Genomic DNA, 26710 nt, shown 5'->3' on the forward strand with positions numbered 1-26710 from the left:
GCGGTGCAGCGCATCCGACTGCGCTACACCAAGCGCGGCCGCCTCCGGTTCACCAGCCACCGTGACTTCCAGCGCGCCTTCGAGCGTGCGCTGCGTCGCGCCGAGGTGCCTATGGCGTACTCGGCGGGGTTCACGCCGCATCCGAAGGTGTCGTACGCCAATGCCGCACCCACCGGCACGGGCAGTGAGGCGGAGTACCTGGAGATCGCCCTCACCGAGGAGCGCGATCCGGAGAAGCTGAGGGCGCTGCTCGACGAGTCGCTGCCCACCGGGCTCGACGTCGTCGACGCGGTCGAGGCGCGGACCTCGGGGCTCGCCGACCGGCTCACCGCTTCCGTGTGGGAGCTGCGGCTGGACGGTGTGGACCCGGAGGAGGCGGAGCGGGCCGTGGCGGCCTTCAACTCCGCCGAGACCGTCGAGGTCCAGCGCATGACCAAGAACGGCGTCCGGACCTTCGACGCCCGCTCCGCGGTCGTAGATCTCGAAACGCATGTAGATCTTGAAACGCATAGTGAACCGGCTGATAGGCCGACCGACCAGCCCTGTGCGATACTGCGGCTGGTTGTTCGGCACGTGACGCCTGCCGTACGACCCGACGACGTCCTGTCCGGTCTCCGCGCCGTGGCCGACCTGGCGCCGCCGGTCCCCGCAGCGGTGACCAGGCTGGCGCAGGGGCTGTTCGATGAAGAGACCGGCACGGTGACCGACCCGCTCGCGCCCGACCGCGAGGCAGCGACGGCCCTACCCACGGCCGGTTCCGCTGCCGCCGCGAAGGCGCCGGCGTAAGGAAGGTCCCGCGAAAGGACGGACGTCGTAGCGCCGCCCTCGTACTCGGGAGCCACCTGGGTCGGGCAGCGCACCGACCAGAAGACTTTCGCCAGGCCGTACGTACAACATGGCGTACGGAACCGGCGAGACAGGACACAGAGAGCTCCCGTGCGGCGCCCGCGCCCCGGACGGCGGCACCGCGCACCGCGCGAGCCGCGGACGTCAACGGTGATCGATGCCGGACCAGGCGCGGCGCCCGGGAGCCTGACGGGAGAAATGCCCGCATGCTCGAACCGACCGAACCCACTGAGGGTTCCGCACTGAACACACCCAGCGACACGCTGCCGCCGCGTCGTCGGCGCCGTGCCGCGTCGCGCCCGGCGGGTCCACCCGTCGAGGCTGCCTCCGAAACCCCGGAGGAGATCGTCGCGCCGGCCATACCGGCCGACGACGAGAAGAAGGCCGACGAGGAGGAGACCGCCGAGCCGGTGGTCGCCGCCGAGGCCGAGGAAATCGAAGAGGCCGCCGAGGTCGAGGAGACCGAAGAGGCGTCCGCTCCTGTCGAGGAACCCGCGCCCGCCGGCCGTACCCGCCGTCGTGCCACGCGTCGCGTATCCGCGCCCGTCGGGGCTCCGGCCGCCGCCGAGGCCGCCGAGACCGTCGTGCCCGCAGCCGCTGCCTCCGTGGAGGAGAGCGCGGTGAACGCCGAGGCCGAGGAGGCCACCGTGGCCGAAGAAGCTGCCGAGGACGCTGCTCCGCGTCGTACCCGCCGTCGTGCCACGCGTCGCGTGTCCGCGCCCGCCGGTGCGCCCGAGTCCGCGGAGGCTGCCGAGACCGTGGTGGCCGTGGCCGCCGACAAGAGCAGCGAGGACGAGACGGCGGCTGTCGCCGAGGCGCCCGCCGAGGAGGCCGCGCCCGCCGCTCGCACCCGTCGTCGTGCGACCCGCCGGGCCTCCGCGCCTGCCGGGGCTCCGGCGTCCGCCGAGGCCGAGACGGCCGTCGTGGCCGAAGAGCCCGTCGCCGCCGAGGTTGCCGAGCCTGCCGCGTCCGCCGAGGCCGGGTCCGACGAAGCCGCCGAGGAGGCCGCTCCGCGCCGTGCCCGTCGCCGCGCCACGCGTCGCGTGTCCGCGCCCGAGGGTGGCGAGGCCGCGGAGGCCGAGGAGCCGGCCGTGACCGCGGCTGCCGAAGAACCGGAGGCGCCCGCCGCCGCTGCGGCCCAGGCCGAGGACGACGCCGCCCCGCGTCGGCGTCGCCGGGTCGCCCGCAAGGCCGCGACCGGGTTCTCCGAGCCCGCTGCGGCCGCCGACGTCGCCGAGGACGAGGAGGCACGCAAGCCAGCTCGGCCTGCCGTCGCCGTGTTCCAGGCGCCGGTGTTCACCGAGCCGCAGTTCCAGACGCCGCAGCGGGCCGCCGCCGCAGCGGCCGCCGAGGCCGAGGCCGTGGAGCCCGAGGAGGCTCCGGAGGAGCAGGCCGGGGCGCGGCGCAAGCGTCGTCGTCGCGGTGCCGCCTTCGGCGAGGAGGCCGAGACGCCGGCCGTCGAGTCCGCCGTGGAGGAAGAGGCGGAGGAGGCCGAGGAGTCGGTCGAGGACTCCGCCGACGGTGACGAGGCCGAGGAGACCGGTTCGCGCCGTCGCCGTCGTCGCGGTGGCCGTCGCCGCCGTCGTGGTGAGTCGGCCGAGGCCGGTGGTGAGGACGAGTCGGACGAGTCCGACGAGGCCGCCGCGCAGGCCGAGCAGGACGCCGAGGACACCGCCGAGCAGGAGGAAGAGGACGCCGAGGAGGCTCACGACGAGCCCGGCGGTTCCAGCTCCAGCCGTCGCCGCCGTCGGCGTCGTCGTCGCACCGGTGATTCCTCCGTCGACACGGAGCCCGGCGACGGCGACCCCGAGCGCACCGTCGTCAAGGTCCGCGAGCCGCGCCCCAAGGCCGAGCCGTCCGACGAGGTGCAGTCCATCAAGGGCTCGACCCGTCTCGAGGCCAAGAAGCAGCGGCGTCGCGAAGGCCGTGAGCAGGGCCGCCGTCGCGTCCCGATCATCACCGAGGCCGAGTTCCTGGCCCGCCGTGAGGCCGTCGAGCGCGTGATGGTCGTCCGGCAGAGCGGTGAGCGCACGCAGATCGGCGTCCTGGAGGACGGCGTGCTCGTCGAGCACTACGTCAACAAGGAGCAGTCGACCTCGTACGTCGGCAACGTGTACCTGGGCAAGGTGCAGAACGTGCTGCCCTCGATGGAGGCCGCCTTCATCGACATCGGCAAGGGGCGCAACGCCGTCCTGTACGCCGGTGAGGTCAACTTCGAGGCGCTGGGCATGGCCAACGGGCCGCGCCGCATCGAGTCCGCCCTCAAGTCGGGCCAGTCGGTCCTCGTGCAGGTCACCAAGGACCCGATCGGGCACAAGGGCGCGCGTCTGACCAGCCAGGTCTCCCTCCCGGGCCGCTACCTCGTGTACGTCCCCGAGGGCTCGATGACCGGCATCAGCCGCAAGCTGCCCGACACCGAGCGGGCCCGGCTGAAGACCATCCTCAAGAAGATCGTCCCCGAGGACGCGGGCGTCATCGTGCGCACCGCCGCCGAGGGCGCGAGCGAGGACGAGCTGCGCCGCGACGTCGAGCGACTGCAGGCGCAGTGGGAGGACATCCAGAAGAAGTCGAAGAACGGCAACGCCCCGACGCTGCTGTACGGCGAGCCGGACATGACCGTCCGGGTCGTCCGCGACATCTTCAACGAGGACTTCACCAAGGTCGTCGTCAGCGGCGACGACGCGTGGGAGACCATCCACGGATACGTCTCGCACGTCGCGCCCGACCTCGCCGACCGGCTGTCGAAGTGGACCTCCGAGGTCGACGTCTTCGCCACGTACCGGATCGACGAGCAGCTCGCCAAGGCGCTGGACCGCAAGGTCTGGCTGCCCAGTGGCGGTTCGCTGGTGATCGACCGGACCGAGGCGATGGTGGTCGTCGACGTCAACACCGGCAAGTTCACCGGCCAGGGCGGCAACCTCGAGGAGACCGTCACCAGGAACAACCTGGAGGCGGCCGAGGAGATCGTCCGCCAGCTGCGGCTGCGCGACCTCGGCGGCATCATCGTCATCGACTTCATCGACATGGTGCTCGAGTCCAACCGGGACCTGGTGCTGCGGCGCCTGCTCGAATGCCTGGGCCGGGACCGTACGAAGCACCAGGTCGCGGAGGTCACCTCGCTGGGCCTGGTCCAGATGACCCGCAAGCGGGTCGGCCAGGGCCTGCTGGAGTCCTTCTCCGAGACCTGCGTCCACTGCAACGGCCGCGGTGTCATCGTGCACATGGAGCAGCCGACCTCCGCCGGTGGCGGCGGCAAGCGCAAGAAGCGCGGGCGCGGCGGTGACGGACACGTGCACGAGGCGGCCGTCGCCGTCGAGTCGGCCGAGACCGTCGAGGAGGAGGCGGAGACCGAGGCCGAGGTCGTCGCCGAGGTCGCCGCGCCGGTCGCGCTGGCCGAGCCCGCCTTCGCGCCGGACGAGGAGCTGTACAGCAGCGTCGCCGAGGCGGAGGCCGCGGCGCGCGGCGGTCGCTCGCGGCGCCGCGCGAGCCGGCGGGCGTCCGCCCCGGCGGGTGCGCCCCGGCGCGAGGAGCCGAGGCGCGAGGAGGCGAAGGCCGAGGCGCCGACGGCTCAGGACGTGACGGCCGAGGCCGAGGTGGAGCGTCCGGTGCAGCCGGAGCCCGCCGCCGAGGCGCTGGCCGAGCCCGCCGCCGTGGAGGACGCGGTCGTCCCGGCCGAGGCTCCCGCTGCCGACGAGGCCGCGCCCAAGGGGCGTACGCGCCGTCGTGCGACCCGCAAGGTGTCCGCGCCGGCCGGGTCGCCCGCGGGTGCCGAGGCCGCCGTGGTGACGGTCGCCGAGACGGCGCCGGTGGCGGAGGCCGAGCCGGTCGCGGAGGCGGCGGCGGAGCCCGAGGCCCCGGCCGAGAGTGCCGCCCCGGCCCGTCCGCGTCGCCGTGCCGTGCGCAAGGAGACCGCGCCCACCGCGTCCGAGGACACGGCCGTCGTGGTCGTCCCGTCGGCGGCGGAGGCTGCCGAGGCCGCCGAGGAAGGCGCCGAGGAGGCCGCTCCGGCCAAGAAGACGGCCCGTAAGACGGCCAAGAAGGCCACCGCGAAGAAGGCCGCCACCAAGAAGACGGCGGCCAAGAAGACGGTGGCGAAGAAGGCCACGGCCAAGAAGGCGGCGAAGACCGCCAAGACGGCCGCAGCCAAGTCGACGGCGAAGAAGACCACGGTCTCGGCCGCCGCCGACGAGAGCTGAGCAGTACGAGGTGCGGGTGTGCGGCCGGTCGATGTGATCGGCCGCATACCGGCGGGACCCGGCCCGGTTTGACCCCCTCGGCCACGGCCCCGTAACCTTGACCGTCGGCGTGTCCTTGGATATGGGCGCGCCACATCCCCGTAAACCTTCTTCCTCCAGGGCACTGGGTGCTCCGGAGAGGCTGCCCGTGTCGGGCGGCTGGACTGCGGGGGTGCCGTTCCCGAGCGAGAGAGTGAGATCCGCGTGTACGCCATCGTGCGCAGCGGTGGTCGCCAGCACAAGGTTGCTGTCGGCGACATCGTTGAGGTTGACAAGATTTCCACCGCCAAGGTTGGCGACACGGTCGAGCTCTCGACCCTGCTCGTTGTCGACGGCGACGCTGTGACCAGCGACCCGTGGGTGCTGGCCGGCATCAAGGTCCAGGCCGAGGTCGTGGACCACCACAAGGGCCAGAAGATCGACATTCTGCGCTACAAGAACAAGACCGGCTACCGCCGTCGTCAGGGCCACCGCCAGCAGTACACGGCGATCAAGGTCACTGAGATCCCCGCGGCTGCGAAGTAAGGGACTGAGGAGAGATGGCACACAAGAAGGGCGCATCGTCCACCCGTAACGGTCGTGACTCCAACGCTCAGCGCCTCGGCGTGAAGCGCTTCGGCGGTCAGGTCGTCAACGCGGGTGAGATCCTGGTCCGCCAGCGCGGCACCCACTTCCACGCCGGTGCGGGCGTCGGCCGTGGCGGCGACGACACGCTGTTCGCGCTGCAGGCCGGTGCGGTGGAGTTCGGTACCCACCGTGGCCGCAAGGTCGTGAACATCGTTCCGGTCGCCTGAGTCTTCTGATTCACGGCTAGACCGAACGTTTCGCGAGGCGGACCTCACTTCCCGGATCGGGAAGGCGGGTCCGCCTTTCGCGTGTTAGAGCAGAGACATATCCGTACGTTTTCGCAGTGCTGGAGGCACATCCCATGACCACCTTCGTGGACCGCGTCGAACTGCATGTCGCCGCGGGTAACGGAGGTCACGGCTGTGCCTCCGTCCACCGTGAGAAGTTCAAGCCGCTCGGCGGGCCCGACGGCGGCAACGGCGGGCGCGGCGGGGACGTGATCCTCACCGTCGACCAGTCGGTCACCACGCTGCTCGACTACCACCACTCCCCGCACCGCAAGGCCACCAACGGCAAGCCCGGTGAGGGCGGCAACCGTTCCGGCAAGGACGGTCAGGACCTGGTGCTGCCGGTGCCGGACGGCACGGTCGTCCTCGACAAGGCGGGCAATGTCCTCGCCGACCTCGTCGGGCACGGCACGTCGTACGTCGCCGCGCAGGGCGGCCGCGGCGGGCTCGGCAACGCGGCGCTGGCCTCCGCGCGGCGCAAGGCGCCCGGCTTCGCGCTGCTCGGCGAGCCGGGGGATCTGGACGACATCGTCCTGGAGTTGAAGACCGTCGCCGACGTGGCGCTGGTCGGATACCCGAGTGCGGGGAAGTCCTCGCTGATCTCGGTGCTGAGCGCCGCCAAGCCGAAGATCGCGGACTATCCGTTCACGACGCTCGTCCCCAACCTGGGTGTGGTGACGGCCGGTTCGACCGTCTACACCATCGCCGACGTGCCGGGGCTGATCCCGGGTGCCAGCCAGGGCAGGGGGCTGGGCCTGGAGTTCCTGCGGCACGTGGAGCGGTGCAGTGTGCTCGTGCATGTGCTGGACACCGCGACGCTGGAGTCCGAGCGGGACCCCGTCTCCGACCTCGATGTCATCGAGGAGGAGCTGAAGCAGTACGGCGGGCTCGACCGGCGGCCGCGGATCGTCGTCCTCAACAAGATCGACGTACCGGACGGCAAGGACCTCGCCGAGATGGTGCGGCCGGATCTGGAGGCGCGGGGGTACCGGGTCTTCGAGGTGTCGGCGGTCGCGCACATGGGGCTGAAGGAGCTGTCGTTCGCGCTCGCCGACCTGGTCGGGAAGGCGCGGGCCGCGAAGCCGAAGGAAGAGGCGACGCGGATCGTGATCCGGCCCAAGGCCGTCGACGACGCGGGCTTCGCGGTGACGCGCGAGGACGAGGGGCTGTTCCGGGTGCGGGGCGAGAAGCCCGAACGCTGGGTGCGGCAGACCGACTTCAACAACGACGAGGCCGTGGGGTATCTCGCCGACCGGCTCAACCGCCTTGGTGTGGAAGAGGAGTTGATGAAGGCCGGGGCCCGGGCCGGTGACGGTGTCGCCATCGGGCCCGAGGACAACGCGGTCGTCTTCGACTGGGAGCCGTCGATGATGTCCGGCGCGGAGATGCTGGGCCGACGGGGCGAGGACCACCGGTTCGAGGCGCCCAGGCCTGCGGCGCAGCGGCGACGGGACCGGGACGCGGAGCGGGACGAGGCGTTTCGGGAGTACGGCGACTTCGAACCGTTCGGCGAGTAGGCGGGCGGCGGTTTCGGCGCCGCCGGTCGGTTCGGTTAACACCGGGAGAATTTGCGGCGCACCCCAGGGCAACCCCTTCGCCCCACGGTGAGTCGTACTGGGCAACGTGGATGAGGATCTTGGATCCCGCCGCCGTCAACTGCCCTTCAGACTCCCGGAGTCGACGTGTCCGAGTCCGTTGTTGTGCCCAGATCGCGGCGTGCCGTCGTGGTTGCGATCGCCCTGGTGGCCGGGACGGCCGTCGTGTCGCCGGTCGCCCATGCGCAGTCCTCTGCCGTGCAGAGCGTGCGGCAGGACTTCAACGGCGACGGGTACGAGGACCTCGCCACGGGGGCGCCGTATGCCACCGTCGGCGGCAAGAAGGGCGCCGGTTACGTCGCCGTCGTGTACGGCTCGGCGCACGGGCTGAACCTCGCGAGCAAGAAGGTCCTCACGCAGGCGACCGCGGGCGTGCCCGGCTCTCCCGAGGCGGGCGACTCGTTCGGTGCGCATCTCACCGCCGGTGATCTGGACGGCGACGGTTACACCGACCTCGTGGTCCCGGCGGCCGGGGAGGACTGGCAGCAGGGCGGGGCGGCCCGGCACGGCAGTGTGACCGTGCTCTGGGGCGGGAGGGGAGGCCTGTCCGGCGGGACGATCCTGCCGCCGACCACCCTCCCGTACACGTCCCGGGTCACCGCCGGAGACTTCGACGGCGACGGTCATGTCGACCTGGCGCTGGCCGAAGGCGTCAGGTTCGGCCCCTTCACCCGCGGCGGCGCGGCCGCCCGGACCCAGGACATCTCCGTCACCGACGGCGACCAGCAGCTGCTGGATCTGGCCGCGGGGGACGTCGACGGCGACGGCATCACCGATCTCGTGTCGCTCACCGGGCCGTTCGACTTCGACGACCCGGAGGACATCAACGTCGGCCACGACCTCCACTATCTGCGCGGCACCCGGGACGGTCTCGCCCCGATCACCACGCTGAAGGACGGCCGGGGCCTGGACATCGAGGGCGGCGAGAGCATCGCGCTCGGCGACCTCGACGGCGACGGCCGCGACGACGTCGTGTTCGGGCGCCCCTGGTCGGCCAACTCGGGCGACGAGCCCGCCGACCCGAGCGAGTACGGCTCACGGATCGGCATCGTCTTCGGCACGGCGCAGGGCCCGCAGACCGGGGACCCACGCATGATCGACCAGGACACACCCGGCGTGCCCGGCGTCGGGGAGCCGGGCGACCTCTTCGGCGCGGACGTCGCCGTCGGCGACGTGAACGGCGACGGCTACGCCGACATCGCGGTCGGCAACCCCTACGAGGACTTCTCCGGCGTGACGGACGCCGGCACGGTCACCGTCGTCCCCGGCGCCGCCGCGGGGCCGACCGGTGTCGGCTCGAAGGTGTTCAGCCAGAACACGGCGGGCGTCCCCGGCACCGCCGAGCGCGCCGACCGCTTCGGCGAAGCCGTCACCTTCCTCGATCACGACGGCCGTGCGGATCTCGTCGTCGGTGCCCCTGGTGAGAACGCCGACGCCGGTTCGATCTGGGGCTTCCGGTCCAGCGCCTCGGGCGTCACTGCCACCGGCTCCGTCTCCTTCGGTGCCGCGGCCCTCGGCACGAACCCTCAACTCGCCCGTCTCGGCGGCGAGTTCACGCACTGACCTGCCCAGCAACCCCCCACAACGACAGGAGCACCATGAGCAAGCGCACGTTCGGTCGCGGTATCGGACTCGCGGCCGCGACAGCCGTCGCCGGAGCCGTCGTCGCCCCCGTGACCGCGCACGCCGCCGACGTCACGGCGGCCACGGCCAAGCCGCACACCGACTTCAACGGCGACGGCTACGCGGACGTCGCCGTCGCCGCCCCCGGGGCCAAGGTCAACGGCCATTCCGGTGCCGGATACGTGGCGGTGGTCTACGGCTCCGCCCACGGCGCCACCCCCTCGCACAAGCAGGTCATCAGCCAGGACACCGCCGGCATACCGGGCGCCGCCGAGACCTACGACCGCTACGGCGACAGCCTCGCCGCCGGTGACCTGAACGGCGACGGCTACGCGGACCTGGTGGTCGGCGCGCCCGGCGAGGGCGTCGGTGACGTCAGCTACGCGGGCACCCTGGCCGTGGTGTGGGGGAGTGCCCAGGGACTGTCCGGCGGCACCGCCGTCGCCACCGGCACCGCCGACAAGCACCTCGACGTCACCACCGCGCTCGGCGACTTCGACGGCGACGGCCACCTGGACATCGCGACCGGCGACCGGGTCCTGTACGGGCCGTTCGACCGCACCACCGGCGCGGCGCGCACGAGCGGCCTCGCGCTGGAATCCGCCGACTACTTCATCGACGACGTGGCCGCCGGTGACGTCGACCACGACGGCATCACCGACCTGGTCGGGCTCATCCACGACCACAGCGACGACGACACGGCGAACCCGGACGCCAAGCACCGCCGTGCGGTCTATGTGCGCGGCACGAAGGACGGCCCGGCCGCCCCGGTCACCCTGAAGAACCCCGGCGGCACGCTGTTCCGCGGCGGCGAGAGCCTCGGCCTCGGCGACGTGAACAAGGACGGGTACGCCGACCTCGTCATCGGCCGCCCCAACGACGGCTCCGGCGAGTCCACCTCGGTCGACCCGCAGCTCAAGGGCGGTCAGGTGGGCGTCGTGTACGGCTCGGCCGCCGGCCCGGACACCTCGCGTACGACGAACATCACGCAGGACACCGCGGGCGTGCCCGGCGCGTCCGAGTGGGGCGACGGATTCGGCCGGGGCATCTCGGTCGCCGACGTCAACGGCGACGGCTACGCGGACGTCGCCGCCGGGTCTCCGTCCGAGGACCTCGGCAGTGTGTACGGGGCGGGCCAGGTCACCGTCCTGCGCGGCGGCGCCTCGGGCCTCACCGGCACCGGTGCCGTGTCCTTCAACCAGGACACCGCGAACGTCCCGGGCACGGCCGAGCGGAACGACTTCTTCGGCAGCGCTACCGCCCTGGTCGACACCAACCACGACGGCCGCGCGGAGCTCTACGTCGGCGCCTCGGGCGAGAACACCTTCGACGGTGCCGTCTGGTCCTTCCGCAACCCCGGCACGGGCCCCGTCGCCTCCGGCTCGACCAGCTTCGGCGCGGGCACCCTCGGCACCGTCGCGGACAACGCCGACCTCGGCCTGGGTTTCGCCGGCTGAGCCTTCCCGATCGCCTCCACGTCAGGATTGCCATGGCTCCCTACCGGCGCCGCCGGTCCCGTCCCGTTCGGCTCGCCCTCGCCGCCGCGGTCGCCCTCGCGGCGGGCGCGGTGGCGGTCCCCGCCGTGCACGCGGCCACCCCGGCCACGGCGGCGACCACGGACCGCGCCAAGCGCCCGCACGACGACTTCAACGGCGACGGCTGCCCCGACCCGGCCGTCGGTGCCCCCGCAGACCAAGTCAGCCGCGTGCTCGTCCTGCGCGGCAGTGCGAACGGCCTGACCGGCAGCGGAGCCAAGGTGTTCAGCCAGAACACCGGCGGGGTGCCCGGCGTCGCCGAGAAGGGGGACGCCTTCGGCGCGCAGACCGCCCTCGTCGACGCCAAGGGCGACAAGAAGGCCGAGTTGGCCGTGGGGGATCCGGCCGAGAACGCGAACAACGGTGCCGTGTGGATCTTTCCGGGCACCTCGGGCGGGATCACGGCGCGCGGCACGTTCGTGTTCGGCGCGGCGAAGGTGGGGGCGCCGGCGACGGGGGTGCGGTTCGGGGCCTCGCTGACGGGCTGACGGGGCCGTGTCGGCGTAGAGCAACTCCGCATCACGACCAGAACAGGAGAGCGGCATGAGCAGACACAGACACAGGGGGGCGTGGCGTACGGGACTCGCCGTCGTCATGGCCGTCACGGGAGCCGCCGCCCTGCCCGCCGCGCACGCCGTTGCCGACAGCGGGTCCGCCACTGCCGAGCTGCGGGACGACTTCAACGGTGACGGCTATGCCGACCTCGCCGTGGCGGCGCCCTCGGCGACCGTCGGCGGAAAGACGCAGGCCGGGTTCGTCGCCGTACGGTACGGCACCCGGTACGGCTGGGTGACCGGCGCCAAGAAGGTGTTCACGCAGAACAGCGCGGGCGTTCCGGGCACCGCCGAAAAGGACGACCGGTTCGGCAGCGCGCTCACCACGGCCGACCTCGACAAGGACGGGTACGCCGACCTGATCGTCGGCGTCGGCGGCGAGGACACGGACTCCGGAGGCACCGACTCCGGCTATGTGGAGGTGTTCTGGGGCAGCGCGAGCGGGCTGTCCGGCGCCTCCTCCCTGGCCACCGGCCAGAGTGCCTACGACCGCCTCGGCGCCGCGGGTCACCTCGCGGTCGCCGATGTCGACGGCGACGGGGCGACCGACGTGGTGACCGTGCAGAACGAGCACGACCTGCGTGTCCTCAAGGGGCCCTTCGGTCGCGACGGTTCACACCAGGGTGAGCAGGTCGTGAAGGACCGGTACTCCAGCCGCGTCCTGGACCTGGCCGCCGGTGACGTCAACGGCGACGGCATCACCGACGTCGCCGCCACCGAGAACGACGAGGACGAGTACGACTCCCGCCGGGTGGTGTACTGGCTGGGCACGCATCAAGGGCTGACGCCGTACACGCTGGTCTACGACATCGACGGTGCCGGCCTCCAGGGCGGCGAGAACCTCGACGTCGGCGACATCAACCAGGACGGCTACGACGACATCGTCGTGGGCCGTGCCGTCGACGGCTACGACAGCGACCTCGACAACCCGTACGTCAAGGGCGGCCGTGTCGCCTGGATCCCGGGCACCGCGGACGGACCCGACGGCGTCAAGGCGGTCTTCCTCAACCAGGACCGGCCCGGGGTGCCCGGCACCGCCGAGAAGGGCGACCACTTCGGCACCGACGTGCAGATCGGCGACGTCGACGGCGACGGCTACCCCGACGTGCTCACCGGTGTGCCCGGCGAGGACCTCGGCTCCGTCGCCGACGCGGGCGCCGTCGTCCTCCTGCACGGCAGCGCGGCCGGACTGACCGGCACCGGCGCCCAGGTCGTCACGCAGAGCACCGGCAACGTGCCCGGCACGGCCGAGAAGGGCGACGCCTTCGGCCGGGCCGTGCACCTCGGCGACTCCAACGGCGACGGGCCGGCGGACGTGGCCGTGGGCGCACCGGGGGAGAACGGCAACTCCGGGTTCATCTGGCACTTCAAGTCCAGTCCGACCCTCATCGTCACGCCGAACGCCACGAGCGCCTTCGGCAACACCTGGCTCGGCACCGACGGCACGAACGCCAAATTCGGCTCGAACTTCTCGTACTGAACATCCTTGCGATACGCGTCAATTGATGTGACGCGAGACCCGTTGTGACCAGAGCACGCTCATTCCGTTGTTCCTGTGTCGCAACGGGTCTTCTGTTGTCTGCCCATTTGTCATGCACGCGAAGGTCTGCGTTCAGCGGGTGGACCGCCCGGCTGCGTGAGCTTTCACGTGTCCAAGAGGCCTGCGAGGCAAGGGAGTTCGCCGATGACCGGAGCAAGCTCGCCCGACCGACGCCGCTTTCTGACCGCCGGTGCCGCCGTACTCGGCGCCGCCGCCTCCGCCCAGCTGTGGCTGCCCGGCACCGCCCGAGCCGCCGAAACCACCCTGCCCGACGGCGTGTTCAGCCTCGGCGTCGCCTCCGGTGACCCGCTCCACGACGGCATCGTGCTGTGGACCCGGCTCGCCCCGGACCCGCTGAACGGCGGCGGCATGCCCGACAGCGTGATCCCGGTCGAGTGGGAGATCGCCGAGGACGAGCGGTTCAGAAAGCCCGCGCGCCGGGGCGTCGCCCAGGCCCGGCCCGAGTACGGGCACAGCGTTCACGTCGATGTACGCGGCCTGCGCCCGGGACGCTCGTACTGGTACCGCTTCCGCGTGAGCGGCCAGATCTCGCCCACAGGCCGCACCCGTACCGCCCCGCACCCGCACAGCAGGGGCGGTTCGCTGCGGGTCGCCCTCGCCTCCTGCCAGAACTGGCAGCACGGCTACTTCACGCCGTACGCCGACATGCTCGCCCAGGACCCCGACTTCGTGCTCTTCGTCGGCGACTACATCTACGAGTCCACGCCGTCGTCCGCGGGTCCGCGCCGCCACGAGGGCACGGGGGAGCCGTACACCCTGGTCCAGTACCGCAACCGGTACGCGCAGTACCGCTCCGACCCCGACCTCGCCGCGATGCACGCGAACGCCCCCTGGGTGGTCACCTTCGACGACCACGAGGTCGACAACGACTGGGCCGGCGAGATCCCGCAGGACCCCGACAAGCAGTCGCACGACGCGTTCGTGGCCCGGCTGACGGCGGCCTTCCAGGCGTACTACGAGCACATGCCGGTCCGCGCGAGCGCCGTCCCCAACGGCCCGCACATCCAGATGTACCGCCGACTGGAGTTCGGCCGTCTCGCCCGCCTGAACGTGCTCGACACCCGGCAGTTCCGCAGCGACCAGGTGACCAGCCAGGCGGCCGCCGAGAACCCGGCGCTCACGATGCTCGGCGCCGAGCAGAAGGAGTGGCTCCTGGACGGGCTGCAGGACTCGCCGGCCCGCTGGAACCTGATCGCCTCGCAGATAATGATGGCCGAGACCGATCTGCAGATCGGCGAGGGCAAGCTCTGGTACTACGACGCCTGGGACGGCTACCAGGTCGAACGCAACGCCCTGCTGGAGGACTTCGCCGACATCCGCAACCCGGTCGTGCTCAGCGGCGACCGCCACCTCACGATGATCAGCGACCTCAGGACCGACTACGACGACCCGGACTCCGACGTCGTCGGCGCCGAGTTCGTGGGGACGTCCATCTCCAGCAACGGCGACCAGGACCAGGCCGCCTTCCACGCCCAGTGGGACCCGCTGAAGGCGGACAACCCGCACTGGAAGCTGATCGACGCCCACCGCGGCTACCACCTCTTCGACATCGACCGGAACGGCATCGACGCGCAGGTGCGGGTGGTCGACACGGTCGTCCGGCCGACGGCGACGGCGAGCACGCTGGCAAGTCTCCGGGTGGAGAACGGGCGTCCTGGCGTAGAACTCGTCTAGCCGCATGAAGTCTGTGTGACGGGAGCCTGGGACTCATCTGTGTCCCAGGTCTCTCTCAGGTAAGTCTCAGGTATGCCTCTTACCGTCCCTTAACCATGGAGACGGACTGTACGAGACTGCCCGCGGGCACCCGGCTGCTGCACATCGGCCCGCACAAGACCGGGACGACCTCGATCCAGGGCGCGCTGTTCGCCGCGAAGGACCAACTGCCCGCGTACGGCGTGGAGTTCCCGGCGCACACCCGGCACCCCATGGAGGCCGCGCTGGCCGCCTGCGCCCGCCCGGCGATGATGGGCGACACCGTGCCCACCGACCGGCACTGGACGAAGCTGCTGGAGCAGGTCGAGGCAACCGGCAAGCGCACCTCGGTCGTCAGCAGCGAGTTCTTCGCGGACGCCGAGGACGACGCGACGATCGCCCGGATCGTCGAGCAGCTCGGTGGCGACCGCGTGCACATCCTCGTCACCCTGCGCCCGCTGGCGAAGATCATGCCCTCGCAGTGGCAGCAGTACGTACAGAACGGTCTTCGGATGGGTTACGAGGACTGGCTGAAGCACATGCTGAAGAAGGCCCCGTACGAGAAGCCCACTCCCAGCTTCTGGCGCCGGCACCGGCACGACCGGCTGGTGGAGCGCTGGGCCCGGGTGGTCGGCCCGGAGCGGATCACCGTGGTCGTGGTCGACGACCGCGACCGGGGCGGGCTGATGCGCACCTTCGAGGCGCTGCTCGGACTGCCCGACAATCTCCTGCAGCCGGTTCCGGACACGGCCAATCGTTCCCTTACTCTCGCCGAGACCGAAATGCTGCGGAATCTTAATAAGGAATTCCGCGGCAATGGACTGCCCGACGAGCTCTATTCCACGCTCATCCGCAACGGCGCGGTCATGCATATGAAGAACGCGTGCAGTCCCACGCCGCAGGACGTGAAGATCTCGACGCCCCGGTGGGCGGTCGAGGCCGCCGCGGGGACGGCCGCCGAGATGATTGACCGCATCGCTCAAATGGGGGTACGCGTCCTGGGCGATCCGGGGCTGCTGTCCGCCGTGCCGAAGCCGTCCGGGCAGGCGTCGGAGGAGCCGCGGATCGCGCCCGAGGTGGCGGCGCAGGCTCTGTACGGCGCTCTCGCCGCCGCGGCCGCCGCCCCCGTCCGGCACACCACTCCCGCCAAAGCACGTACGGTTCACCAGACGTCGTCGGTGGAACTCGTGAAGGTGCTCGGCCACCGTTGTCTGAAGAAGCTGCGGCGGCACTGACTCGTTGTGCAGTTACTCACAGCAATTCCAACGGGGCTCACGAAGGCCGTCCCACCGTCACCAGCAGTGCAAGGTGAATGACAGGTAGCGCGCACATATGCAGCGGAGGGCGCTCACCTTGCACAGCGGTAACCGCAAGTGGGACCATTTCGTAGTTCCCTGTCGCCCCAAGGTAGGTCCTCTGTGTCCCAGCACATAGCCAAGCCCCGTACCACCGCAGTAGTCCTGGCCGGTGGTACCGGCCAGCGCGTGGGTCTGTCGATCCCCAAGCAGCTGCTGAAGATCGCCGGCAAGGCAGTCATCGAGCACACCCTGACCACCTTCGAGAAGGCCGACTCGATCGACGACGTCATCGTGCTGATGGCGCCGGGCTACGTCCCCGACATCGAGAAGATCGTCGCCAAGGCCGGGTTCAAGAAGGTCAAGAAGATCATCGAGGGCGGCTCGACCCGGAACGAGACCACCGAGCGAGCCATCGAGGCCCTCGGCGAGGGCCTGGCCGAGGGCGAGGACCTCAACGTCCTGTTCCACGACGCCGTACGCCCCCTGCTGGCGCAGCGAGTGATCGACGACTGTGTGGTCGCGCTGGAGCGCTACCAGGCCGTCGACGTCGCCATCCCGTCCGCGGACACGATCATCGTGACCCGCACGCACGGCGAGGACGGCGAGTTCATCACCGAGATCCCGGACCGCTCCCGGCTGCGCCGCGGCCAGACGCCGCAGGCCTTCAAGCTGTCCACGATCCGGCGCGCCTACGAGGTCGCGGCCGGCGACCCCAACTTCCAGGCCACGGACGACTGCTCCGTCGTACTGAAGTACCTGCCGGACGTGCCGATCCACGTCGTCGCGGGCGACGAGTACAACATGAAGGTCACCCAGCCCGTCGACGTCTTCATCGCCGACAAGCTGTTCCAGCTGGCCTCCACGGCGGCTCCGGAGCAGGTCAGCGAGGAGGCCTACCGCGAGCTGCTCACCGGCAAGACGGTCGTGATCTTCGGCGGCTCCTACGGCATCGGCAAGGACATCGCCGAGCTGGCCGAGTCCTACGGCTCCAAGGTGTACGCGCTCGGCCGCTCCACCACCGGCACGCACGTGGAGAACCCGGAGGAGGTCGACGACGCGCTGTCCAAGGCGTACGCGGAGACCGGCCGGATCGACTACGTCGTCAACACCGCGGGCGTCCTGCGCATCGGCAAGCTGGCCGAGACCGACAACGCGACCATCGAGGAAGCGCTGAAGGTCAACTACCTGGCGCCGGTGCAGATCGCACGTTCGAGCTACAAGTACCTGTCGGAGACCAAGGGCCAGCTGCTCCTCTACACCTCCAGCAGCTACACCCGCGGTCGCGCCGAGTACAGCCTCTACTCCTCGACCAAGGCCGCCATGGTGAACCTCACCCAGGCCCTGTCCGACGAGTGGGCCGGCGACGGCATCCGCGTCAACTGCATCAACCCGGAGCGCACCGCGACGCCGATGCGCACCAAGGCCTTCGGCCAGGAGCCCGCGGGCTCGCTGCTCTCCTCCGAGGCGGTGGCCCGCACCTCGCTCGACGTGCTGCTGTCCGAGCTGACCGGACACGTCATCGACGTCCGCCAGCAGGACCCGACGGCGGGCGCGGCCAAGGCCTCCGGCTTCGAGCAGGCGCTGGCCTCGGTTCTGGACCGCCAGGACGGCATGTAATAATCGACGGGAATTAGTCTTCCGTTATTCAGGCCTCTGCTTTCCGGTGTTAATGCAGTGCATTGACCGGGGCTTCGCAGGGGCCTGAATCCGTACACCAGACAAAACACCCGACGAATTGCCACAAATCCTGCGCACTTCAGAACAAAACCGGCACTCCCCCTCCCAGAGCAGGTTCTCCGTGATATCCACCGCTATTCGCGTCGCCCGGGTGGGCAGCGCGGCCGAGCTGGCCGCGGCGGCGCTCATGATGCTGGGCTTCCCGGCGCTCATGCTGGCCGCGCTCGTCCCGAGCGTCCCCGCCTTCGCGGCAGCGGCCGCCGTGACGTACCTGGCGGACCACTATCTGCACCGCAAGGGCAGCTACCTGGTCAACCGCCTCAGCAAGGTCCGCGCAGGTCTCTCGATCCGCTTCCTGATCCGAGAACTGCTGCTCATCCTGCTGCTGGCCCGGCTGTCCCTCGCGGACAACCTGATCTACTACGGCGCGGTCGCCTGCTTCATCGCTTTCTACGGCCTCCAGGCCCCGCACGGCGCCCTGGTCACGCTGATCCGCAACCGCCGCCGGATGCCGGTCGCCACCCGCAACGTCGACCTGAAGTCGCGCATCCGCATCCCGGACGCGCCGCCGCGCAGGCTGCTGAACCGCTCGGCCGAGAAGATGCTCCACCTCGACCTGGCGGCCGTCGCCGGCATCCTGGTCGCCGCGGAGATCGAGTCGTCCGTGCCCGGCTTCATCGGCATCGGTGTCACGATCTTCCTGGGCTGCCTGTACGTCCTCGCGCTGATGCCGTACGTCCGCGGCAGCAAGGTCCCGCCGAACGCGGAGAAGGTGCTGGCGGCCGTCGACGACTGGCTGCACGAGTACAAGCCGGAGACGGTGCTCTACTTCTCGGGCTCCAAGGACTCCGCGTACCAGGTCAACATGTGGCTGGAGACCATGGAGCAGCTGGACTCCAAGCCGCTGGTCGTCCTGCGCGAGCGCGTGATCCTGGCCAACCTGGCACCGACCACGGTCCCCGTCATCTGCGTGCCCGGCGGTGTGCACCTGATGAACCTGGACCTGTCGAACGTGCGCGTCGCGCTGTACGCGGCCAACGTCGGCAAGAACATCCACCTGCTGCGCGTCCCCACCATGAAGCACGTCTTCATCGGCCACGGCGACAGCGACAAGCTCGCCAGCGTCAACCCGTTCAGCAAGGTGTACGACGAGGTGTGGACCGCAGGGCGGGCCGGCCGCGACCGCTACGCCATCGCCGACGTCGGCGTCCGCGACGACGACATCGTGGAGGTCGGCCGCCCGCAGCTGGCGCCGATCCTGGGCTGGGACGGCGTGCCGGACGGCCCCCGCGGCGGAGCCGCTGACGGACGCTGCCCCACCGTGTTGTACGCGCCCACCTGGGAGGGATGGGACGGCGACCCGGGCAACACCTCGATCGTGCTCGCGGGCGAGAACATCGTGAAGAAGCTGGTGCAGGCCGATCCGCCGGTCCGCGTCCTCTACAAGGCGCACCCGTTCACCGGCACTGTCAGCAAGGAGGCCGGCGCCGCGCACCAGCGCATCGTCGCCCTGGTGGAGAAGGCCGCCGCCGAGCGCGCCGCCGACCCCCGCTTCAAGGCCGATGCCGCCGCCCTGGCGCAGGCCAAGGCCGAGCTCACCCGGATCGAGGCGCGCCTCGCCGAGCTGTCCGGCACCGGGGGCGACAAGGGCGACGAGGCCGAGGCCACGCGTGACGGCGTCGTCGACCTCAAGAAGCACGAGGAGGTCGCCCGGCTGCGCGGCGAGTGGAACGACGCGTACTGGCGTTCCTTCGGCAGCTTCGAGCACCGTGTGATCTCTGGCGCCGAGCCGCGCCTGTACGACTGCTTCAACGTCTCCGACGCGATGGTCTCCGACATCTCCTCCGTGGTCTCCGACTTCATCGCCAGCGGCAAGCCGTACGCCGTCACGGACTCCGCCGAACTGGGCGTGGAGGAGTTCAAGCGGCAGAACACGGCCGTGCGCGCCGCGACGATCCTGTCCAACGGCGCATCGGAGCTGGACGAGCTGCTGAGCGCAGTCCGCGACCCCGCGGCCGACCCGCTGGCCGAGGACCGCAAGGAGCTGAAGCAGTACCTGCTCGGCCCGGACGAGCCCACGTCCATCGAGCAGTTCAACACCGCGGTGGCGGACCTGGCGCTCAAGGCCGAGACGCGCAACCTCGGCCAGGAGTCGCGGGCCGCCGCGGCCGGCACCCCCGGGGCGGACGAGCTCTCGGACGCGCTGTCGGCGCAGCCGCCCACCGCATGAGAGAGCAGCCCCGCACCGTGTGAAAAAGGTGAGAAGGGCCCGGTTTTCGAGGAGTGATCCTCGAAAACCGGGCCCTTTTACGTATGTCTCGGTGTCCGTACCTGTCCGTTCACCATGTGACCTGAGTCACGAAAGCGCGGCTTTGAGGCAACCGCTTGCGGGGGCCGTCCGTCTTTCTAAGTAGCGAATGAGGCGATACGGGGGAAATATCCCGTTGATGAGGGGGAAACACGTGACCGTGGCGCAACCTGACGTGACCGTCGTCATAGGTGCGTACGAAGCGATGCCGTACTTGGTCGAGTGCCTTGCATCTGTCGAGGCGCAGACCATCGAGCCAGGGCGCATCGAGGTCATCGCGGTGGACGACGGGTCCACGGACGGGACGGGGGAGTATCTGGAGGAGTTCGCGGAGCGTGTGCCCATGTCGGTGACGGTGATCCGGCAGGACAACTCCGGTGGGCCCAGCGGCCCGCGCAACGTCGGCCTGGGCAAGGCCGCCGGGCGCTACGTCTTCTTTCTGGACGCCGACGACCGGCTCGGCCCGGAGGCGCTGGAGCGCATGGTCGCGATGGCCGACCGCAACGGCACGGACGTCGTCCTCGGCCGGGTCGAGGGCATCAACCGCAAGCCGCCGCAGTCGATGTGGGGCAAGACGCTCGAGCGCACGGACGTTTTCTCGTCCAACATCAAGTTCACGCTGAGCGCGCAGAAGCTGTTCCGCCGTGAGTTCCTGGAGCGGCACGGCATGTGCTTCGACGAGTCCCTGTGGACCGGCGAGGACGCGCTGTTCACCATGGAGGCCTATCTGCGGGCGGACGGCGTCTCCGTGCTCGCCGACTACACCTGCTACTACCTGGTGGGCCGCGAAGACGGCAAGCACGTGACGAAGAGCGGCAGTTACACCCTGCGCTTCGACTCCGCCCGCGCCCTGATGAACCTGATCGCCGACCTCGTCCCCGCCGGGCCGCGGCGCGACGGACTCATGATGCGCCCCTTCCTGATCACCCTGCTGCCGCAGTTCGGCCCCAGGTTCCTCAAGGACAGCGAGAAGGTACGGCGGCACAAGTTCGAGCTGGCCAAGCCGCTGATGGAGGAGTTCTGGAACGAGGGCGTCGCCGGCCGCCTCAAGGTCGAGGAGCGCCTGCGCCTGCACCTGGTGGCCGAGGAGCGGCCCGAACTCCTCCTCCCTGTCGTGGAGTTCGTCAAGGCGAAGAAGCAGGCGGCGGCCCTCCTGGAGAAGAAGGGCCACCACGTCTACCTCGTCTACCCGCACTTCCGCGACGAGACGGCGGGCATCCCCGACTCGGTCTACCTGGCCGCCCCGCGCGAGGCCCGCGCCTTCCCGGGCTACCGCGAGCACACCACCTCTTCGGTGCTGCGGCGGGCGGTGCGCAAGGCGCGCCGGGTGCTGAAGGAGCGGGCGTCGACGGGTGGTACGGGGGCGCCGGGCGGGACCGCCGCCGCGGCCTGACGGCGGATCACGGACGGGCCCGCGTCACTGCCGGCCCGTCTGCAGCGCCCGGCGGATCGGGCGGCCCACCACACGCCGGGCGCGGCGGTAGACGGACGTGGCCGAGGCCGCCGTGGCGGACCTGGACGGGTTGCGCTCCAGTTCGCGCTTCAACCGGTCGTTGTCCAGGGACAGTTCGGCGATACGGCTCTGCATCCAGCCGAACCGCGAGGTGAGCGAGGCGAGATCGGCGTCGTTCCAGGGACGGATGCCCGCCGGGAAGGCCAGCTCCTTCATCCGGGCCTCGAAGGCCGCGCCACCGTCGCCATGCGTGAACGTGTTCTCCAGGCCGTTCCTGGTCAGGAACGCCGTGAACCGCTCGAAGCGCTCCGGATGGCCGCCGGTCAGCCCGCTGAAATCGGCCTCCTCGTACAGCTGCGCCGGATCCAGGTCCTCGGGCAGCTTGTCGATCCGGCGGTGCGGGATGTCGAAGTAGCGGCACAGTTCCAGCGTCCGCGAGTCGCCGCACAGCACGGTCGCGGGCGTACCCGCCAGCAGGGCCGCGATGTTGCCGTGGATGCGGGAGCCGAACGAGAAGTCGTAGGCGCGCAGGTCGTCGATCCAGGTCACCGGGTCGACGTAGACACGGACCCTGTCCTCCCGGTACATCGGGTGGTCCGGGTGGGTCGGGCTCGCGGTCACCGCCGCGTTCGGGTGGGACAGGTCCCGCCAGTGCAACTGCCGTGCGTCGCTGAGGTTCTGGCCGATGAAGGTCAGGTGCGGATAGCGGGCACGGGCGCGGTCGATCACCTTGTCCAGGCCCTGCTTCTGCACCGCGTTGTGCGAACCGTTGACCGCGATCCGGGAGTCGGGGGTCAGCTCCGAAACCCGCCGCTGCACAGTCAGTTCCTTGCCGTGCATGAAGAGGGACGGGCAGCCGATGACCTCGACGTCCTTGAAGCCCAGGTCCTTCAGGTACTTCTCGGTGAACTCGCCGCGCACCCCGATCGAGGCACTGTGGTCCAGCACCGCGGAGACGAACTCGCGCACCGACGCCTCCATCGGCTTCAGCCGCGCCGGGTTGTAGCCCAGCCCGGCCTGCGCACCGATGCCCGGCACGACGACGGGGATCCGCAGCCTGCTGATCAGCCGGGTCAGTCGCTTCAACTGCGGCTCGAACGACGGCCGGAAGGCGTTCGCGAGCGGGACGACGAAGACGTCGTACTCCTCGTTGATCCGGCCCGCGGTGGACACATCGGTCCGGATGCCGTTGGAGACCACCTCGGTGGAGGGCGTCTCGAGGATCTTGTGGGCGGCATCGCTGAAGATCAGGTTGCCGGAGTTGGTGGCGATGACGTCCTGGTGCAGAGCCTCCTCGATCGGGAAGACGTCGTAGGGGCTCTTGCCCGAGCGGAGGAGGATGCGCTTCACGCGGCGAACTTTAGGTGGCACAAGCTTCAAATTAAGTTTGCTTGCACTTTGATTTCTATAAGGAACCAGTGCAACCTTTTTGCCGTATGCAACCCGTGAGCAACTGGTTACCCGGCGCCTGTCCGGGGACTGGACCGATGCGCGGTGCCCGTGCCGCTTCGCGTAGATTGCCTGGTGGGGTGGTCCGAGCGCGCGAGGGGACGGAACAGCAGGTGGCAGCGGCTAGGCAGGGTGTGGCGGAAGCCCGCAGGATCGTCGTCAAGGTGGGCTCCTCGTCGCTGACCACGGCCGCCGGCGGCCTCGACGCCGACCGGGTCGACGCGCTCGTCGACGTCCTCGCCAAGAGTCGCAGCGGGGGAGAGAAGGAGATCGTCCTGGTCTCCTCCGGTGCCATCGCCGCAGGTCTCGCCCCGTTGGGCCTGCGCCGGCGCCCCAAGGACCTGGCCCGCCAGCAGGCCGCCGCCAGTGTCGGCCAGGGTCTGCTCGTCGCCCGCTACACCGCCTCCTTCGCCCGCTACGGCGTCCGCGTCGGCCAAGTCCTGCTCACCAGCGACGACATGAGCCGCCGCGCCCACCACCGCAACGCCTCCCGCACCCTCGACAAACTGCTCGCGATGGGCGCGTTCCCGGTCGTGAACGAGAACGACACGGTCGCCACCGACGAGATCCGCTTCGGTGACAACGACCGGCTCGCCGCCCTCGTCGCCCACCTCGTCCACGCCGACCTGCTGGTGCTGCTCTCCGACGTCGACGGCGTGTACGACGGCGACCCGAGCAAGCCCGGCACCTCGCGGATAGCGGAGGTCCGGGAGCCGTCCGATCTCGCCGAGGTGGAGATCGGCAGCGCCGGCAAGGCCGGCGTCGGCACCGGCGGCATGGTCACCAAGATCGAGGCGGCCGGGATCGCTGCCGCCGCCGGCATCCCCGTCGTCCTGACCAGCGCGGTCCACGCCGCCGAGGCCTTGTCCGGCGGCGACACCGGCACCTACTTCCACCCCACCGGCAAGCGCTCCACCAACCGGCTGCTGTGGCTGCAGCACGCGTCCGCCCCGCAGGGCTCGCTGACCCTGGACGACGGGGCGGTGCGGGCGGTCGTCGAGCGGCGCAAGTCGCTGCTGCCGGCCGGGATCGCAGCCGTCGAGGGCGAGTTCGTCGCCGGGGACCCGGTCGAGCTGCGGGACACCGAGGGGCACGCGGTGGCCCGGGGGCTGGTCAACTTCGACGCCAAGGAGATCCCCCAGCTGCTCGGCCGCTCGACCCGGGAGCTGGCGCGCGAACTGGGCCCGGCGTACGAGCGCGAGGTCGTACACAGGGACGATCTGGTGATCCTGCACCCGTAAATGGGCCGAAACGTCCGCCCCCGGCGGTGGACGTTCCGCAAAAGCGTCACGTGACGGCCTGCGGCCTGCTCAACTTTGTCTCGGGGACACATTCCGCACGAGCACTGCTCGACCTTGCGTAAAGGAGGCCGTCGTGAGACGAGTGCGCCCTGGGACGGCGTCCCGCGGCGGCGCCGGTGCCGCAGGGGGCGCCCCCTCCCGCGCGGCCGGCGAGGAACGCGCCCTGACCAGCGTCTCGGCCGGCGACCGGTACGAGAAGCCGGAGGACCTGCCGCGCCTGTGGCACGTCACGCTCAGCGTCTCCGGCGAGGAGGCCCCGCTGAAGGAGGTACGGCGCGGCCTCGAGCAGCTGGCCCACGACCACCCCTTTCTGCTGACCAGCAGATATGCGAACGACCACGCGGAGATCCGGTACTGGGAGGAGGCCCGCGACCTGCACGACGCGGCCGCCGTCGCCCTGCGTCTGTGGGGCGAGCACCGCCAGACCGCCAAGCTGCCGCCCTGGGAGATCGTCGGCCTGGAGGTCATCGACCGCGAGACCTACCACCAGCGGATCGCGGAGGGATACGGCCCGCTGCCCGCCACCCCCGTCGGAGTCCACCCCTTTTGAGCCGTTACGGCCCCCTGTCGACCGTTCTGCGGGATCTGCGGGGCTTGTCTCGGGGTTTGGGATGACCGGTGGACGGGCCCGTCCGGCGCACTACCCTTCCCTCATGACCACGCTCTCGCCGTACGACTCCATGTCCCCGGTCACGCAGGCCGCCTACCGCGCCAAGGCCGCCGCCGCCGACCTCGCCCCGCTGCCGCGGGCCGAGAAGGACGACGCGCTGCTCGCCATCGCGGACGCCCTGGAAGTCCGTACGAGCGAGATCGTCGAGGCCAACGCCAAGGACATCGCCAAGGCCCGCGAGAACGGCACCAGCGAGGCCATCATCGACCGCCTGACGCTCACCCCGGAGCGGGTGCGCGCCATCGCCTCCGACGTCCGGGACGTCGTCTCCCTGCCCGACCCGGTCGGCGAGGTCGTCCGCGGCTCGACCCTGCCGAACGGCATCGACCTGCGCCAGGTCCGTGTCCCGCTCGGCGTCGTCGGCATCATCTACGAGGCCCGCCCGAACGTCACCGTGGACGCCGCCGCCCTGTGCCTGAAGTCCGGCAACGCGGTGCTGCTGCGCGGCTCGGCCTCCGCGTACGAGTCGAACACCGCGCTGGTGCGGGTGCTGCGCGACGCGGTGGGCGGCGCGGGGCTGCCCGCCGACGCCATCCAGCTCGTGCCCGGCGAGAGCCGCGAGAGCGTGCGCGAGCTGATGCGCGCCCGCGGCCTGGTCGACGTCCTGATCCCGCGCGGCGGCGCCTCCCTCATCCAGACGGTGGTCTCGGAGTCCGTCGTCCCGGTGATCGAGACCGGCACCGGCAACTGCCACGTCTACGTCGACGCCAACGCCGACCTCGACATGGCGATCGACATCCTGATCAACTCCAAGGCCCAGCGGGTCAGCGTCTGCAACGCCGCCGAGACCCTCCTCGTCCACCAGGACATCGCCCCCGAATTCCTGCCGCGCGCCCTCGACGCCCTCGCGGAGGCGGGCGTGACCGTCCACGCCGACGCGCGTGTGCTGGCCTACGCGAAGGACTCCAAGGCGACCGTCGTCGAGGCCACGCCGGAGGACTGGGACACCGAGTACCTCTCCTACGACATCGCGGCCGGCGTCGTCGACTCGCTGGACAAGGCCGTCGAGCACATCCGGCTGTGGACCTCCGGTCACACCGAGGCGATCGTCACCACCTCCCAGCAGGCCGCCCGTCGCTTCACGCAATTGGTCGACTCCACGACCGTCGCGGTGAACGCGTCCACCCGCTTCACCGACGGCGGCCAGTTCGGCTTCGGCGCGGAGATCGGCATCTCCACGCAGAAGCTGCACGCGCGCGGCCCGATGGGGCTGCCGGAGCTGACGAGCACGAAGTACATCGTCACCGGGGACGGCCACATCCGACGCTGAGCCGGCGGTACCGGGGCGGGGGCGCATATGCGCCGGGCACGCGCTCCTGGTACACGCCCGTGCCGCACGAGAGGTGTCTCACAAGGCGGATGAATTTCCATACCGTCTGCCCAAATTGACCCCCCAGGTCTACTCTGGATCCGTGCCGGAGGACGTGGGGGGCACGCCGTTCCCTGACGGCTGGGAGCCCGACGACGACCACGACCGCGGGGTGTCGGACGAAGAGTTCGCCTCCGTGGTCTTCGACGAGGCCTTCGTGCGGGCGGCCGTGGTGCACGAGCCGACCGCCGTCGAGCGCCTCCTTGCCGCCGCCCAGGCCAGAGCCGAGGCCTCCGAGGCGGAAGCCCGCCGGGCCCACGGCAGGGGCGAGCGGTACGAGGAGGGCTACGACCCCTCCGGTTTCGGCCATGATCCCGACCTCGACGACCTGGACGACACCGATGTCCTCGAAGGCCGCTACGGCGCCCCGGGGACGTACGGAAAGCAGGTCCGCTGGCATCGCCCGGTCGCCTGGATGCTCGCCCTGGTGATGGGGATAGGCATGGTCGCGCTGGCCTTCACCGCGGTCTACCGGGGCGCCTCCTCGGGCAGTCGGGACCAGGTCCCACCGCCCGCCTCGACCGGTCTCGAACAGGGCAGCGCGGCGACACCCTCCGCCTCCGCCGACACGTCCCAGCCGGCGATCTCGGTGATCCCGCGCACCCCCTGAGCGGGCCCCTTCGCGCTCACTTTCGATCCTGGTGAGAACCTGTCAGAACTTGTCGTGTACCAGGGCGTTTACCGGGGCGC

General features: G+C 70.6%; 19 protein-coding genes. 18 read left to right on the plus strand and 1 reads right to left on the minus strand.

All coding sequences use genetic code 11. From position 1 onward, the window contains the following. Nucleotides 1-3 precede the first annotated feature (3 nt). The 14 genes from ABZ880_RS06840 (at nucleotide 4) to ABZ880_RS06905 (ending at nucleotide 21171) form a co-directional block, all read left to right on the plus strand. Nucleotides 4-786 carry a TIGR03936 family radical SAM-associated protein gene (locus ABZ880_RS06840; RefSeq protein WP_361257996.1) on the plus strand — a complete coding sequence of 261 codons (783 nt, stop codon included), beginning with the start codon at nucleotides 4-6 and terminating at the stop codon, nucleotides 784-786. Nucleotides 787-1052: 266 nt separating this feature from the next. Continuing rightward, nucleotides 1053-5042 (plus strand): Rne/Rng family ribonuclease, encoded by a 3990-nt coding sequence (locus ABZ880_RS06845; RefSeq protein ID WP_361257999.1) that lies wholly within the window; start codon nucleotides 1053-1055, stop codon nucleotides 5040-5042. 243 nt (nucleotides 5043-5285) lie between these two features. Continuing rightward, the gene (rplU, locus tag ABZ880_RS06850) at nucleotides 5286-5606 is read left to right on the plus strand and encodes a 50S ribosomal protein L21 (RefSeq protein ID WP_004931419.1); all 321 of its coding nucleotides are present in this window, start codon (nucleotides 5286-5288) and stop codon (nucleotides 5604-5606) included. A 14-nt stretch (nucleotides 5607-5620) separates the two neighbouring features. After that, nucleotides 5621-5875, plus strand: coding sequence for a 50S ribosomal protein L27 (gene rpmA, locus ABZ880_RS06855; protein WP_361258002.1), 255 nt, complete (start codon nucleotides 5621-5623; stop codon nucleotides 5873-5875). 134 nt (nucleotides 5876-6009) lie between these two features. Beyond that, a complete protein-coding gene (gene obgE / locus ABZ880_RS06860) occupies nucleotides 6010-7452 on the plus strand; it encodes a GTPase ObgE (RefSeq protein WP_361258005.1) in 1443 nt (480 codons plus the stop codon). Between the two features lie 207 nt (nucleotides 7453-7659). Continuing rightward, the gene (locus ABZ880_RS06865; protein ID WP_361258008.1) at nucleotides 7660-9093 is read left to right on the plus strand and encodes a VCBS repeat-containing protein; all 1434 of its coding nucleotides are present in this window, start codon (nucleotides 7660-7662) and stop codon (nucleotides 9091-9093) included. Between the two features lie 35 nt (nucleotides 9094-9128). Continuing rightward, entirely contained in the window at nucleotides 9129-10610 is a 1482-nt protein-coding gene (locus ABZ880_RS06870; protein ID WP_361258010.1) for an FG-GAP-like repeat-containing protein, read from the plus strand. Nucleotides 10611-10642: 32 nt separating this feature from the next. Continuing rightward, nucleotides 10643-11176: an FG-GAP repeat protein gene (locus ABZ880_RS06875; RefSeq protein ID WP_361258013.1), complete on the plus strand. Its 534-nt coding sequence runs from the start codon at nucleotides 10643-10645 to the stop codon at nucleotides 11174-11176. A gap of 55 nt (nucleotides 11177-11231) precedes the next feature. Further along, on the plus strand, nucleotides 11232-12722 hold the full coding sequence (locus tag ABZ880_RS06880; RefSeq protein ID WP_361258016.1) for an FG-GAP-like repeat-containing protein: 1491 nt from the start codon (nucleotides 11232-11234) through the stop codon (nucleotides 12720-12722). A 204-nt stretch (nucleotides 12723-12926) separates the two neighbouring features. Further along, entirely contained in the window at nucleotides 12927-14477 is a 1551-nt protein-coding gene (locus tag ABZ880_RS06885) for an alkaline phosphatase D family protein (protein ID WP_361258019.1), read from the plus strand. A 95-nt stretch (nucleotides 14478-14572) separates the two neighbouring features. After that, nucleotides 14573-15730: a hypothetical protein gene (locus ABZ880_RS06890; RefSeq protein ID WP_361258022.1), complete on the plus strand. Its 1158-nt coding sequence runs from the start codon at nucleotides 14573-14575 to the stop codon at nucleotides 15728-15730. Nucleotides 15731-15913: 183 nt separating this feature from the next. Beyond that, nucleotides 15914-17410, plus strand: a complete 1497-nt coding sequence (locus tag ABZ880_RS06895) for a bifunctional cytidylyltransferase/SDR family oxidoreductase (RefSeq protein WP_361258025.1) — start codon at nucleotides 15914-15916, stop codon at nucleotides 17408-17410. Between the two features lie 181 nt (nucleotides 17411-17591). Continuing rightward, nucleotides 17592-19700 carry a hypothetical protein gene (locus ABZ880_RS06900; protein WP_361258028.1) on the plus strand — a complete coding sequence of 703 codons (2109 nt, stop codon included), beginning with the start codon at nucleotides 17592-17594 and terminating at the stop codon, nucleotides 19698-19700. 232 nt (nucleotides 19701-19932) lie between these two features. Beyond that, nucleotides 19933-21171, plus strand: a complete 1239-nt coding sequence (locus ABZ880_RS06905; protein WP_361258031.1) for a glycosyltransferase family 2 protein — start codon at nucleotides 19933-19935, stop codon at nucleotides 21169-21171. A 24-nt stretch (nucleotides 21172-21195) separates the two neighbouring features. On the opposite strand, the gene ABZ880_RS06910 is transcribed toward ABZ880_RS06905, so the two are convergent. Further along, the gene (locus ABZ880_RS06910) at nucleotides 21196-22581 is read right to left on the minus strand and encodes a polysaccharide pyruvyl transferase family protein (RefSeq protein ID WP_361258034.1); all 1386 of its coding nucleotides are present in this window, start codon (nucleotides 22579-22581) and stop codon (nucleotides 21196-21198) included. 233 nt (nucleotides 22582-22814) lie between these two features. Here ABZ880_RS06910 and proB point away from each other — a divergent pair, with 233 nt between their 5' ends. The 4 genes from proB (at nucleotide 22815) to ABZ880_RS06930 (ending at nucleotide 26630) form a co-directional block, all read left to right on the plus strand. Next, the gene (gene proB / locus ABZ880_RS06915) at nucleotides 22815-23921 is read left to right on the plus strand and encodes a glutamate 5-kinase (RefSeq protein WP_361258198.1); all 1107 of its coding nucleotides are present in this window, start codon (nucleotides 22815-22817) and stop codon (nucleotides 23919-23921) included. 142 nt (nucleotides 23922-24063) lie between these two features. Further along, a complete protein-coding gene (locus ABZ880_RS06920) occupies nucleotides 24064-24531 on the plus strand; it encodes a hypothetical protein (RefSeq protein ID WP_361258200.1) in 468 nt (155 codons plus the stop codon). Between the two features lie 103 nt (nucleotides 24532-24634). After that, the gene (locus tag ABZ880_RS06925) at nucleotides 24635-25921 is read left to right on the plus strand and encodes a glutamate-5-semialdehyde dehydrogenase (RefSeq protein ID WP_361258037.1); all 1287 of its coding nucleotides are present in this window, start codon (nucleotides 24635-24637) and stop codon (nucleotides 25919-25921) included. 142 nt (nucleotides 25922-26063) lie between these two features. After that, complete coding sequence (locus ABZ880_RS06930; RefSeq protein WP_361258040.1) at nucleotides 26064-26630, plus strand: hypothetical protein; 567 nt, start codon at nucleotides 26064-26066, stop codon at nucleotides 26628-26630. Nucleotides 26631-26710: the final 80 nt, after the last annotated feature.

Source organism: Streptomyces sp. NPDC047043 (assembly GCF_040644055.1).
Classification (GTDB): Bacteria; Actinomycetota; Actinomycetes; order Streptomycetales; family Streptomycetaceae; genus Streptomyces.

Coding starts and splice junctions, on each gene's coding strand:
- rpmA (WP_361258002.1), top strand. CDS start 5,621: ATGGCACACAAGAAGGGCGCATCGTCCACCCGTAACGGTCGTGACTCC.
- ABZ880_RS06890 (WP_361258022.1), top strand. CDS start 14,573: ATGGAGACGGACTGTACGAGACTGCCCGCGGGCACCCGGCTGCTGCAC.
- ABZ880_RS06880 (WP_361258016.1), top strand. CDS start 11,232: ATGAGCAGACACAGACACAGGGGGGCGTGGCGTACGGGACTCGCCGTC.
- ABZ880_RS06870 (WP_361258010.1), top strand. CDS start 9,129: ATGAGCAAGCGCACGTTCGGTCGCGGTATCGGACTCGCGGCCGCGACA.
- obgE (WP_361258005.1), top strand. CDS start 6,010: ATGACCACCTTCGTGGACCGCGTCGAACTGCATGTCGCCGCGGGTAAC.
- ABZ880_RS06925 (WP_361258037.1), top strand. CDS start 24,635: ATGACCACGCTCTCGCCGTACGACTCCATGTCCCCGGTCACGCAGGCC.
- ABZ880_RS06885 (WP_361258019.1), top strand. CDS start 12,927: ATGACCGGAGCAAGCTCGCCCGACCGACGCCGCTTTCTGACCGCCGGT.
- ABZ880_RS06875 (WP_361258013.1), top strand. CDS start 10,643: ATGGCTCCCTACCGGCGCCGCCGGTCCCGTCCCGTTCGGCTCGCCCTC.
- ABZ880_RS06845 (WP_361257999.1), top strand. CDS start 1,053: ATGCTCGAACCGACCGAACCCACTGAGGGTTCCGCACTGAACACACCC.